Genomic DNA, 12,800 nt, shown 5'->3' on the forward strand with positions numbered 1-12,800 from the left:
TTGAAGCATCGTAGACGCTGGCCCTGAGAGCAAGGCCGCAAAACGGCAGATAACACGCAAAAAACGTCATTTGGCCGAATAATTGCCGGGCGTGGCCCTTTTTGGGGTGACGGCGTCAGCTCCCGCGCCTTGCACGAGGCAGCGTAGAATGCCTACCTGATTCAATTTTTGAGGTTGCAGTGGTGGATTTACCGCAGGGCTTCGTCCTGACCCGGCATTGGCGCGATACCCCGGCCGGCACCGAAGTCGAGTTCTGGCTGGCGACCGACGCCGGGCCGCAGCGCGTGCGCTTGCCGCACCAGCCGTCGGTGGCGTTCATCCCGGCGCAGCAGCGCGAGCAGGCCGAGCGCGTGCTGGCCGATGAAAAGAACGTCGAACTGCGCCCCCTGGCCCTGCAGGATTTCGAGCATCGCCCGGTGCTCGGTCTGTATTGCCAGCAACACGGCCAATTGATGCGCCTGGAAACCGCGCTCAACCGCGCCGGTGTCGACGTCTTCGAAGCCGACGTGCGACCGCCGGAGCGCTACTTGATGGAGCGTTTCATCACCGCCCCGGTCAGCTTCCATGGCACCCCGGATGGCGACGGCACGCTGATCGACGCCCATCTCAAGCCCGCGCCCGGCTATCGGCCGAGCCTGCGCCTGGTCTCGCTGGACATCGAAACCACCGAGCAGGGTGAGTTGTACTCCATTGCCCTGGAAGGTTGCGGCGAGCGTCAGGTGTACATGCTCGGCGCGCCGAATGGCGACGCCAGCATCGTCGACTTCGACCTTGAATACTGCGACTCGCGCACCCTGATCCTGAAGAAGCTCAACGACTGGTTCGCCCGCCACGATCCTGATGCGATCATCGGCTGGAACCTCGTGCAATTCGACCTGCGCGTCCTGCATGAACACGCCCGGCGCCTCGGCGTGCCGCTCAAGCTCGGGCGTGGCGGGGAAGAGATGCAGTGGCGCGAGCACGGCAGCCGCACGCACTACTTCGCTTCGGCGGCCGGTCGGCTGATTATCGATGGCATCGAATCGCTGCGTTCGGCGACCTGGAGCTTTCCCTCGTTCAGCCTGGAAAACGTCGCCCAGACCTTGCTCGGCGAAGGCAAGTCCATCGACAACCCGTACCAGCGCATGGACGAAATCAACCGCATGTTCGCCGAGGACAAACCGGCGCTGGCCAAATACAACCTCAAGGACTGCGAACTGGTCACGCGGATCTTCGCCAAGACCGAATTGCTGACCTTCCTTCTGGAGCGCGCCAGCGTCACCGGATTGCCGGCCGATCGCAGCGGCGGTTCGGTGGCGGCATTCACCCACCTCTACATGCCGCTGATGCACCGTCAGGGCTTCGTCGCGCCGAACCTGGGCAGCAAACCGGCCCAGGCCAGCCCCGGCGGATTTGTCATGGACTCGCAGCCGGGACTCTACGAGTCGGTGCTGGTGCTCGACTACAAGAGCCTTTATCCGTCGATCATCCGCACGTTCCTGATCGACCCGGTGGGCCTGATCGAAGGCCTGCAGCACCCCGACGACGCCGATTCGGTGCCGGGCTTTCGTGGCGCGCGATTCTCCCGCACCCGGCATTGCCTGCCGTCCATCGTTGCGCGGGTCGCCGAAGGCCGCGAGACCGCCAAGCGCGAGCACAACGCGCCGTTGTCCCAGGCGCTGAAAATCATCATGAACGCCTTCTACGGCGTGCTCGGTTCCAGCGGTTGCCGTTTCTTCGATACCCGATTGGCCTCCTCGATCACCCTGCGCGGCCACGAAATCATGCTGCGCACCCGGCAATTGATCGAAGCCCAGGGCCATGCGGTGATCTATGGCGACACCGACTCGACGTTCGTCTGGCTGCGTCGTCCCCACGGTCAGGAAGAAGCGGCGACGATCGGCCATGCGCTGGTCAAGCACGTCAACGACTGGTGGCGCGCCCATGTGCGTGACGAGTACGGACTGGAAAGCGCCCTCGAACTGCAATTCGAAACCCACTACAAGCGCTTCCTGATGCCAACCATTCGCGGCGCGGAGGAGGGCAGCAAGAAACGTTACGCCGGTCTGGTGACGCGCGCCGATGGCAGCGAAGAAATGGTCTACAAAGGTCTGGAAACCGTGCGCACCGACTGGTCCCTGCTGGCCCGGCAGTTCCAGCAGGAGTTGTACCAGCGGATCTTCCAGCGCAAGCCCTATCAGGATTACGTGCGCGACTACGTGAACAAGACCCTGGCCGGTGAGTTCGATGATCGGCTGGTGTACCGCAAGCGCCTGCGTCGTACCCTCGACGACTACGAGCGTAACGTACCGCCTCACGTGCGCGCCGCGCGGCTGGCCGATGATTACAACGCGCAGCACGGGCGTCCCCGGCAATACCAGAACGGCGGCTGGATCAGCTACGTCATCACCCTGGCCGGCCCGGAACCGCTGGAGGCGCGACGCGCGGCCATCGATTACGACCACTACATCACCCGGCAACTGCAACCGGTGGCGGACGCGATCCTGCCGTTCGTCGACGACGATTTCTCAACCCTGATTGGGGGGCAACTGGGCCTGTTTTGAGTCCAGCAACTGCAACGTCCATTCGTCCTCGATGCCGTGGAAATAGCGCTCCAGAGCCTGATGGAACAGGCTGTCGTCGGCGCTGAACTGGGCGAACAGGGTGAGGGAGGAATGGAATTTCAGGTCGTCGGGGTGGCCGAAAATCTCAGCCACCGAACGCTGGCGCACATTCAGCACCAGCTGCGTGCAGGTGCGTAGCCGGGCGCCGAGCCGTTCGTGGGCCAGATAGGCCCGGGCCTCGGCGGCGGAGCCGATGGCGAAGCGCCGGGACATTTCGCTGCCGCCGAGTCCGGCGAATTGCGGGAAGACAAACCACATCCAGTGGCTGCGCTTGCGCCCTTCGTCCAGTTCCCGCTGGACCCGTTCGAACACCGGGTCCTGGGCCTGGACGAAGCGTTGCAGGTTGAACGGATCGTACTGATCAGTACTTCTCATGGGCCGCGCCCTCTGACAGTCGGCAGCGGCTCAGACCATCGCCAGCCGCTGCTTGCGTTGTGGCGCTTGAAACGCCTGGTCCAGCGCCGCCAGATCCCCGGCGTCCAGTTGCAGTTGCGCCGCTTGTGCATTGAGTCGCACGTGTTCCGGCCGCACAGCCTTGGGGATCGCAATCACACCATCCTGACGCAGAATCCACGCCAGCGAAACCTGCGCCGGGGTCGCGTCGTGACGAGCGGCAATCTGCTGCAGGACCGGCTCGGCGAGCAACGCACCGCCCTGGCCGATCGGGCAGTACGCCATCAGCGGCATGCGCTGTTGCTGACACCACGGCAGCAGGTCGAATTCGATGCCGCGTTCCTCCAGGTTGTACAGCACCTGGTTGGTGGCGCAGGCCGGAGCGGACAGTTCTTGCAGATCATCGACGTCGAAATTCGACACGCCCCAGCGGCCGATCTTGCCGTCCTCGCGCAGCCGTTCGAAAGCCTCGACGGTTTCTTCCAGCGGATACTGGCCGCGCCAGTGCAGCAGATACAGGTCGATGTAGTCGGTGTCGAGCCGGCGCAGACTGCGCTCACAGGCCTGGGGAATGCCTTTGCGGCTGGCGTTGTGCGGGTAGACCTTGCTCACCAGGAACACCCGGTCGCGCAGGCCGGCGATGGCTTCGCCGACCACCACTTCGGCGCCGCCTTCCGCGTACATTTCAGCGCTGTCGATCAGGCTCATGCCCAGTTCGATGCCGCTGCGCAGGGCCGCCACTTCACGCTTGTGCGCCGAGCGGTCTTCGCCCATGCGCCAGGTGCCCTGACCGATCACCGGAACCTGCACGCCTGCCAGTTCGAGGGTACGCATTCAAACCTCCTTTCTGAAATCGTCGATACCTGAGTGGGCAGCAGGATAGCCCACGGGTTCCGCGCGGTTCCAGAAAGGAGGCGGGCGATTATTTTGCGGAGAACTTCAGAACCACGCTCTGGGTATAGGTCTGCCCGGGATTCAGCCGCGTGCTCGGGAAGTCCGGCTGATTCGGCGAGTCCGGATAATGCTGGGTCTCAAGCGTGAACGCGCCCCAATGCGGATACACCTTGCCCGCCTTGCCCTTGACCGTGCCGTCGAGGAAGTTGCTGGTGTAGAACTGCACGCCCGGTTCGCTGGTGTACAGCTGCAGGTGACGGCCGGATTGCGGGTCACTGACCTCAGCGGCCAGTTGCTTGATATCGCCTTTGTTATCCAGTGCCCAGTTGAAATCGAACCCGCCCTGTTTCGGCTCGGCGAATTTCAGTTGCGGGTGATCGGCCTTGATGTGCTGGCCGATGGCGGTGGGTTTGGTGAAGTCCATCGGCGTGCCGGCCACCGGGGCCAGTTCGCCGGTCGGGATCAGTTTGGCGGTGACCGGGGTGTAGCGGCTGGCGTGCAGGGTGGCGAACTGCTTGAGGATGTCGCCGTTACCGGCGCCGGCCAGGTTGAAATAGCTGTGGTTGGTCAGGTTGAGCACCGTCGGTTTGTCGGTGCTGGCCTTGTAGTCGATGCGCAGCTCATTGCTGTCGGTCAGGCGATAGGTGACCTCGGTGGTGAGATTGCCGGGGAAACCCATTTCACCGTCCGCCGACAGGTACGTCAGGGTCACGCCCACCGAATCCTTGTCCTTGGTCTCCTGCGCTTTCCAGACCTTCTTGTCGAAGCCCTGGGTGCCGCCATGCAGCGCGTTGGTCTTGTCGTTCTGCGGCACCTGATAACGCTTGCCGTCGAGTTCGAAAGCGCCATCGGCCAGGCGATTGCCGAAGCGACCGATGGTCGCGCCGAAGTACGCCGTGCCTTTCTGGTAGCCCTGCACATCGTCGAAACCGAGTACTACATCGTCGAGCTTGCCGTGTTTGTCCGGCACTTGCAGCGCCTGCAGCGTCGCGCCGTAGGTGATGACGGTGGCCTGCATGCCGTGGCTGTTGCGCAGGAGGAATTGCTCGACGGGAGTGCCGTCATTGGTTTTGCCGAAAGCTTTGTGTTCGCTGGAGAGGCCAGCGGCCTGGGCGCAGAGGGTCGAGAGCATCAGGGACAGTCCGAGGCCGGGGAGCAGGTGACGGGATTGAAGCATGGTTGATCTTCCTTTTTGTTGTTGTTTTGAGAAATATCGATAAATAGTCAATCTAATTTACGTACTTGAGGACATTTATAGTGGATTAAACGTTTATTGCAAAAATAAAGTCCGACTAAATTGAATGATGGTATTCGCACCGAAGGTCGGGAAACGATATTGGCACCGCACTTTTCCGTGATCGCCGGCTCTATCCATGGCCAGGTTGCGGTGACTCCCGCCGCACAGGAATGTGTCCGTTCGAGAATTCATGCCCCGAGTCGTTACCCAGATCACTTTGTTTTTGCGTTGTCTGTGCCTGTTGCCGGCGTGTCTGTCGACGCTGTTGCTCGGCGGTTGCAGTCATCAGGACGGCAACGATTTCGTCACCCAGTTTCGCCAGGCCAAACCCCAGGAGTTTCTCCAGACCAGCGTCGACCGCATGGCGACCCTGGCGATGCGCGACAACCTCGACAGCCTCTATCTGCTGATGAGCAAGCTCTACCTGCGCAACCCGGACGAGTTGCGCAAATCAGGATTTCTCGACGTCAACACGGCGGTGAAACAGGTGCGCCAGGCCATCGAGCAGCAACAACCGCTGCCCACCCTGGGCGGTAAGAAGGACCTGGCGGCGCTGAGCTACGCCATGAGCCCGGAGTTTCTCGGGGATCGGGTCGGCGCCTTCATCTATGCGATCGGCAGCATGTTGGTGACCGCTCACGGCAACCGCCTCGAGTTCTACATGACCGACGCGATCAACCCGACCTTCGTCAACAACGCCGCGCGCAACATCGAGAAAGCCACATGGATTCTGTCGCAGCGTCAGAACAAGGAAGGCCAGCCGCTGTTGTTCTCCAATGAAATTTCCGAGGAGGGCAGCAACCTGAGTTTCGCCACCGAGTTCGGCAAAGTCGTGGCGCGCCTGGACCTGCTGACCCAGATGCTCGATGAGCGCTACCGGCGCATCGGTCTGAATTACGCGCAGAGTCTGTTGTTCCTGAATTTCCTGCCGGTGCAGTGAACGCCGTCTCGCGGAGTATGGTGGAAAGGCATAACGATAGATCCTATCGATATAGGAGGTTATAAGAAAAATCGCTATGCTGCGGGCCAGATTTTTCCTGTCGTTTTTCTGGACGTCTTAATGGAATTGGCAAATTTCGGCCTGGTGATTGCCGGGTTGGTGGTGGGTTTTATTGTCGGCATGACCGGTGTCGGCGGCGGTTCGCTGATGACGCCGATCCTGCTGTGGTTCGGCATCAACCCGGCGACAGCGGTGGGCACTGACCTGCTGTACGCCGCCATTACCAAATCCAGCGGCGTTCTGGTTCACAAGAAAAACAACAACATCGACTGGTCCATCACCGGTTGGCTGACCCTCGGCAGCGTGCCGGCGGTGGCAATGACCTTGTGGTTTCTCAGCACCCTGCACACCGCGCCGGATGCGATGAACGCCATCATCAAACAAGCCCTGGGCTTCGTGCTGTTCGCCACGGCGATGGCGATTTTCTTCAAGAAGCGTCTGCTGGCGTTCGCCCACAAACGGGCTGGCGGCAACTACAACCCGAGCGGCGCACGCCTGAATGCCATGACCGTGCTCACCGGGCTGATCCTTGGCACCATGGTTGCGCTGACCTCGATCGGTGCCGGCGCCCTGGGCACTGTTGCGCTGTTCATTCTCTATCCGCTGCTGCCGACCCGGCGCCTGGTCGGCACCGAAATCGCTCACGCCGTACCGCTGACCCTGGTCGCCGGCCTTGGCCACGCGAGCATGGGCAACATGGATTGGGGCGTGCTGGGCTACCTGTTGCTCGGCTCGCTGCCGGGCATCTGGCTCGGCAGCCACCTCACCGGGCGCATCTCCGACGAACTGCTGCGCCCGTGCCTGGCGACCATGCTGGTACTGATCGGGTACAAACTGGCGTTCTGATCTGACGCCAATCCCTGCGATTTTCCCCGCATCAAACCGTCATGAAAGATCATCAAATGCCGGTCAGGATCAGCACCTGGCCGGTTGCGCAAAATCGTTGCTGACCTACGCTTTGAGCAAGGCGAAACACTTTTGCCGGGCGCCCCCCGGAACAATCGCCACGATGCGCAATCATTAGAGCGTGGATATCAAAAGGAGATGCGCATGCTCATCAGGTCATTGACCCTGACACTCTTGCTGGCGATTGCCGGCCCCTTGTTCGCCGCTGAAAACGACTCGCCGACTGCCGGGGATGTGGGGAGGTTCCGGCCACTGATCGTGATCGCGTCCAGCACTGTTGATCCCAAGTGGACGAGCCTGAAAAAGGAGCTGGAAGATCCAGCCAACAAAAAAGGCGTCGCCGATCGCAATATCAAGGTCTACACGATCCTCAACATGGCCGGCCAGCTCGATGGCAAGGACCTCGGTCAGCAGGACACCATGGCGCTGCTGCGCTCCCTGAAAATGGGCGCCGGGGCTTATCCGAAGTTCTTCCTGATCGGCAAGGACGGCGAAACCAAACTCTCCGCATCGGGCGACGAAACGGCGTCGGTGAACCTGAAGAAAATCTTCGACACCATCGATGCCTTGCCGGCGTCCGAGAAGGAGGTCGTCGTACCGAGCGTGGCAACGCCAGCCGCCACCGAGCCGGCACCGGCGAAAGGCACGAAGGGCACCAAACCCGCCAAGCCAGCCAAACCGAGCAAGCCGCCGGAAATGCCGGATGATTGAGGGGTTGCTTCAGGGGTGATGAATTTTAGTCGTCTTGGACTGGCGATTGCAGGCGTAGCCTCAAGCACAATAAAAATGGGCGACCTTTACAGGTCGCCCATTTTTATTGCTGGATCACTCGGCCAACTCTCCGAGAATCCGGTGCGCAATCTTCACCCGTTCCGCATTCGGATAATTACGGTTGGCCAGAATCACAATGCCGATCTTCTTCGACGGTACGAACGCCGCATACGCGCCGAAGCCGCTGGTGGAGCCGGTCTTGTTGAACAGTACGTTCTGCGGTTCCGGTTGTGGCGGGTTGAGCCATTGGACCTTGTGCGCTTCCATCGCCATCGGCGTGGAGTTGCCATCCAGCAAGCGCTCAAGGCTGATCGGGTAGCTGTAGCGTTCCCAGCCCAGGCCCTGGGTCATGTCGCCGACGCTGTAGTAACCGGTGTGGGTGAGGGCGATGGCTTTTTGTAGCGGGGCTTCGAGTTTTGCGCTGTTGAGGTTGGCGTCGAGGTACTTGAGCAGATCTGCTGCGCTGGTCTTCACGCCGTAGGCTTCACCGTCGAGGGCGCCGGGGCCGACGCGTACCGGTTTGTCAGTCTTGTCATAGCCCTGGGCGTAGAGATCCGCGTGCGTCGTTGGCACCTTCAGGAAGGTGTGCTGCAAGCCAAGTTTCGGCAGCAGCGTTTCGGTCATCGCCTGATCGAACGGTTGGCCGAGGCTTTTGGCGGCCAGGAAGCCGAACAGCCCGATACTCGGGTTGGAGTACTGGCGATGGCTGCCTGCGGGATAAACCGGTTTCCAGTGTTGGAAATAACCGAGCATCTTGTCGGAAGAATCCGCGTTGTCCGGAAATTGCAGCGGCAGGCCGCCAGCGCTGTAGGTGCCCAGTTGCAGCACGCTGATCTTGTCGAAGGCGCTGCCGCGAAGGGCGGGGAGGACGCTGCTGGCCATAGCCGAGAAATCCAGTTTGTCGCTGGCCTGGGCGTAACCGCCGAGGGTTGCGGTGAAGGTTTTGCTCACCGAGCCGATTTCGAACAGGGTGTTTTCGCTGACTTTCTGACCGGTATCCTTCGCCGCGACGCCGTAGTTAAAGTAATGCGGCTGGCCATCGATCGTGATGGCCACGGCAAGGCCGGGAATGTTCTGTTGTTGCATGACGGGCGCGACCGTCGCATCGACCAGCGCTCGCATCTGCTCCTCGGAATGAGGCGCGGCCAGGCAGGCGGCGGTGCTGAAGAAAAGTCCGAAGGCGCTGTAGGACTTGAGTCTGGTCAGTTTTCTTGGATGCATGTGGGAACCACTCTCCATGAGTGTTGATTGTCTTATGCCGCTACACTGCGAGCGGTTTTCGTCAGGCGGCTGATCAGCGCCGCCAAATCTAGGCAGTCCGGCGGCGATCGACAAACGACGATATCTCGGATGAGCCATTAGAAAAATTTGGGACTGGCCATGATTCGACCTCAATTGCCCCTCAATGCCCTGCGTGCGTTCGAAGCTTCCGCGCGTCATCTGAGCTTCACTCGTGCCGCCGTGGAGTTGTGCGTGACCCAGGCAGCAGTGAGCCATCAGGTAAAAAGCCTTGAGGCGCAGCTCAACGTGACCCTGTTCAAACGCTTGCCCCGTGGGCTGATGCTGACCGGGGAAGGGGAAACCTTGCTGCCGGTTCTGACCACCTCTTTCGACCATATCGCGCAGATGCTCGAGCGTCTGGCGGGCGGGCAGTATCGGGAAATGCTCACGGTCGGGGCGGTCGGGACGTTCGCTGTCGGCTGGTTGTTGCCGAGGCTGGCGGACTTCCAGGCGAAACATCCGCTAATAGATTTGCGGCTGTCGACCAACAACAACCGGGTCGATGTTGCCGCTGAGGGGCTGGATTATGCGATCCGCTTTGGCGCGGGTGCGTGGCATGGCATCGAAGCAACGCGCTTGCTTGAAGCGCCGTTGTCGGTGTTGTGCGTGCCGGAGCTGGCCCGGCAACTGCACACGCCGGGGGACTTGCTGCAACAGCGCCTGTTGCGCTCCTATCGCACCGATGAATGGCCGGAGTGGTTTCACGCCGCAGGTCTTGCGACCCACGCCGCGCCGCCGCAAAGCATTGTGTTCGACTCGTCGCTGGCGATGATGGAGGCGGCGTTGCAGGGCAGTGGCGTGGCCCTGGCGCCGCCGATGATGTTTGCCCGGCAACTGGCGGCAGACACCATCCGCCAGCCGTTTGCCATCGAAATCACCACCGGCAGCTATTGGCTGACCCGGTTGCAGTCGCGGCCGGAAACCTCGGCGATGACGGCGTTCAAACACTGGCTGCTGCAAGCCTCCGCCTGAGACGCGACCTCGATCTGTGGGATGTTCAGCGCACCAGGCACGGCTTTTTGTTATCGAACTTCCAGCCGGGAATCAGAAACTGCATCGCCACGCTGTCGTCCCGCGCGCCCAGGCCCATGCCTTTGTACAGCTCGTGGGCCTTGGCGACTTGATCCAGATCCAGTTCCACCCCCAGCCCCGGTTTCTGTGGCACTTGCACGCAACCGTCGACAATCTGCAGCGGCGCTTTGGTCAGGCGCTGGCCGTCCTGCCAGATCCAGTGAGTGTCGATGGCGGTGATATCACCTGGTGCCGCTGCCGCGACGTGGGTGAACATTGCCAGGGAAATGTCGAAGTGGTTGTTGGAGTGCGAGCCCCAGGTCAGGCCCCACTCGTGGCACATCTGCGCCACGCGCACCGAGCCCTGCATCGTCCAGAAGTGCGGGTCGGCCAGCGGAATGTCCACTGATTGCAGCTGGATTGCATGGCCCATTTCCCGCCAGTCGGTGGCGATCATGTTGGTCGCGGTTTTCAGGCCGGTGGCGCGGCGGAACTCGGCCATCACCTCGCGGCCCGAGTAGCCGTTTTCCGCGCCGCACGGGTCTTCGGCGTAAGCCAGAACCTGATGCTGATCGCGGCACAGGCGCACGGCTTCTTTCAGTGACCACGCACCGTTCGGGTCGAGGGTGATGCGTGCGTCGGGGAAACGTTCGGCCAGCGCCGTCACCGCTTCGATTTCGGCATCGCCACTGAGCACGCCGCCCTTGAGCTTGAAGTCCTGGAAGCCATAGCGTGCGTGCGCAGCCTCGGCCAGACGCACCACGGCGTCGGCGCTCAGGGCTTTTTCGTGGCGGACGCGGAACCAGTCGTTGTCGGCGTCCGGTTCGCTGCGGTAGGCGAGGTCGGTTTCCCGCGGGTCGCCGACGTAGAACAGATACCCAAGCATTTTCACTGCATCGCGTTGCTGGCCTTCGCCGAGCAGCGCCGCCACCGGCACGTCGAGGTGCTGGCCGAGCAGGTCGAGCAGGGCGGCTTCCAGGCCGGTGACAGCGTGGATGGTGATGCGCAGGTCGAAGGTTTGCAGGCCCCGGCCGCCGGCATCGCGGTCAGCGAACGTCTGGCGGACTTGATTGAGGATTTTCTGATAGGTGCCGATTGGGCTGCCGACTACCAGGGCGCGTGCGTCTTCCAGGGTCTGGCGGATGCGCTCGCCACCGGGCACTTCGCCAACGCCAGTGTGCCCGGAATTGTCCTTGAGGATGACGATGTTGCGGGTGAAAAACGGACCGTGGGCGCCGCTAAGGTTCAGCAGCATGCCGTCGTGGCCGGCCACCGGAATGACTTGCATGTCGGTGATGATCGGGGCTTTGGCGATGTCGTGGATGGTCATGGTTGTTGTCCTTCGTAACGGAATTCAGGCGTGCTTCGGCGCGGCATCGGCCACGGCGACGTCAGGTGCGGATTTGGGTTGGGTGCGGGCGTAGAAGACGATGATCGCGGCGATGATCGAGGTCCCGGCCAGGCCATAGAGGCCGCCCTGGATCGAGCCGGTGTGTTGTTCGAGCAGGCCGAAGGTGGTCGGCGCGACGAAGCCGCCGAGGTTGCCCACCGAGTTGATCAGCGCGATCACCGCAGCGGCGATGCGCGCATCGAGGTACGCCTGGGGAATCGGCCAGAACAGCGACGAGGCGGATTTGAAGCCCAGTGCGGCAAAACAGATCGCCACGAAGGCAAAGACCGGCCCGCCGGTGGTCGACATGAACATCCCCGCGGCGGCGATCAGCAATGCCGTGGCAACCCACGCCTGCTGGTGCTTCCACTTCGCCGAGAACGACGCGAAGGCGTACATGCCGAGGATCGACAGCAACCACGGAATCGAGTTGAACAAACCGACCTGGAAGTCGCTCATCTCGCCCATCTTCTTGATGATGCTCGGCAGCCAGAAGGTCGCGGCGTAGATGGTCAGTTGAATGAAGAAGTAGATCAGGCAGAACAGGATGATCTGACGGTCCTTGAGCAGCTTGCCCAGTGACGGCTTGATCGCCGTCGCGGCTTCCCGCGCCCGTTGTTCGGCGTCGATGGCGTCGACCAGCGCGTCCTGTTCGGCGCGGCTCAGCCACTTGGCGTCGTGGGGTTTGGCGTCGAGCCAGAACCAGACGAACACGCACAGGCCGACCGAGAACATCCCTTCAATGAAGTACATCCATTGCCAGCCGTGCATGCCCAGGCCGTTGATTTGCAACAGCAGGCCGGACAGCGGGCCAGAGATCAGCGAGGCCACCGCCGAACCGCTGAGAAAGATTGCGATCGCCTTGCCGCGCTCGGCCGCCGGCAGCCAGCGAGTGAAGTAATAGATCACCCCTGGAAAGAAGCCGGCCTCGGCCACGCCGAGCAGAAATCGCAGGATATAGAAGTGGGTTTCGTTCTGGATGAACGCCATGCCGGCGGCCACCAGGCCCCAGGTGAGCATGATCCGGGTCAGCCAGATCCGTGCGCCGACCTTTTGCAACAACATGTTGGAAGGGACTTCGAACAGCGCGTAACCGATGAAGAACAGACCGGCGCCGAAACCATAGGCGGCGGCACCGATGCCCAGGTCGTGTTCCATGTGGGTGCGGACGAAGCCGATGTTCACCCGGTCAATGTAATTGACGATGAACATGATCACGAACAGCGGCAGGATGTGGCGTTTGACTTTGGAAATGGCCGAGGACAGCGCTGAGTCGACGCCCTCGTTCATCCCGGTAATGGATGTTTTCACTGG

11 protein-coding genes are annotated in these 12,800 nt (G+C 61.6%); 5 read left to right on the plus strand and 6 right to left on the minus strand.

Annotated elements, in window-relative coordinates:
• The first annotated feature begins 182 nt into the window (after positions 1-182).
• Positions 183-2,543 carry a DNA polymerase II gene (locus KVQ74_RS14075; protein ID WP_217831689.1) on the plus strand — a complete coding sequence of 787 codons (2,361 nt, stop codon included), beginning with the start codon at positions 183-185 and terminating at the stop codon, positions 2,541-2,543.
• On the opposite strand, the gene KVQ74_RS14080 is transcribed toward KVQ74_RS14075, so the two are convergent.
• From KVQ74_RS14080 to KVQ74_RS14090, 3 genes are all read right to left on the minus strand, one after another.
• A complete protein-coding gene (locus KVQ74_RS14080) occupies positions 2,508-2,978 on the minus strand; it encodes a DUF1810 domain-containing protein (protein WP_217831690.1) in 471 nt (156 codons plus the stop codon). The two genes, KVQ74_RS14075 and KVQ74_RS14080, sit on opposite strands and share 36 nt — an antisense overlap.
• 30 nt (positions 2,979-3,008) lie before the next feature.
• Positions 3,009-3,830, minus strand: coding sequence for an aldo/keto reductase (locus KVQ74_RS14085; protein ID WP_217831691.1), 822 nt, complete (start codon positions 3,828-3,830; stop codon positions 3,009-3,011).
• A gap of 88 nt (positions 3,831-3,918) precedes the next feature.
• Positions 3,919-5,067, minus strand: coding sequence for an aldose epimerase family protein (locus KVQ74_RS14090; RefSeq protein ID WP_217831692.1), 1,149 nt, complete (start codon positions 5,065-5,067; stop codon positions 3,919-3,921).
• Positions 5,068-5,317: 250 nt separating this feature from the next.
• Here KVQ74_RS14090 and KVQ74_RS14095 point away from each other — a divergent pair, with 250 nt between their 5' ends.
• The 3 genes from KVQ74_RS14095 to KVQ74_RS14105 all read left to right on the plus strand — a co-directional run bounded on the left by KVQ74_RS14095 (position 5,318) and on the right by KVQ74_RS14105 (position 7,744).
• Complete coding sequence (locus KVQ74_RS14095; RefSeq protein WP_217831693.1) at positions 5,318-6,067, plus strand: hypothetical protein; 750 nt, start codon at positions 5,318-5,320, stop codon at positions 6,065-6,067.
• Between the two features lie 120 nt (positions 6,068-6,187).
• Entirely contained in the window at positions 6,188-6,973 is a 786-nt protein-coding gene (locus KVQ74_RS14100; protein WP_217831694.1) for a sulfite exporter TauE/SafE family protein, read from the plus strand.
• Between the two features lie 204 nt (positions 6,974-7,177).
• Positions 7,178-7,744 (plus strand): DUF4174 domain-containing protein, encoded by a 567-nt coding sequence (locus KVQ74_RS14105; RefSeq protein ID WP_217831695.1) that lies wholly within the window; start codon positions 7,178-7,180, stop codon positions 7,742-7,744.
• A gap of 114 nt (positions 7,745-7,858) precedes the next feature.
• Here the strand turns inward: KVQ74_RS14105 and ampC are convergent, their stop codons facing one another.
• Complete coding sequence (ampC, locus tag KVQ74_RS14110) at positions 7,859-9,025, minus strand: class C beta-lactamase (protein WP_217831696.1); 1,167 nt, start codon at positions 9,023-9,025, stop codon at positions 7,859-7,861.
• Positions 9,026-9,184: 159 nt separating this feature from the next.
• Here ampC and KVQ74_RS14115 point away from each other — a divergent pair, with 159 nt between their 5' ends.
• Entirely contained in the window at positions 9,185-10,057 is an 873-nt protein-coding gene (locus KVQ74_RS14115) for a LysR family transcriptional regulator (protein WP_217831697.1), read from the plus strand.
• 25 nt (positions 10,058-10,082) lie between these two features.
• Here the strand turns inward: KVQ74_RS14115 and gudD are convergent, their stop codons facing one another.
• Together gudD and KVQ74_RS14125 are read right to left on the minus strand one after the other, a co-directional pair.
• Entirely contained in the window at positions 10,083-11,426 is a 1,344-nt protein-coding gene (gene gudD / locus KVQ74_RS14120; RefSeq protein ID WP_217831698.1) for a glucarate dehydratase, read from the minus strand.
• A gap of 24 nt (positions 11,427-11,450) precedes the next feature.
• Positions 11,451-12,797 carry an MFS transporter gene (locus tag KVQ74_RS14125; protein WP_217831699.1) on the minus strand — a complete coding sequence of 449 codons (1,347 nt, stop codon included), beginning with the start codon at positions 12,795-12,797 and terminating at the stop codon, positions 11,451-11,453.
• Positions 12,798-12,800: the final 3 nt, after the last annotated feature.

Source organism: Pseudomonas botevensis (assembly GCF_019145475.1).
Lineage (GTDB): Bacteria > Pseudomonadota > Gammaproteobacteria > Pseudomonadales > Pseudomonadaceae > Aquipseudomonas > Aquipseudomonas botevensis.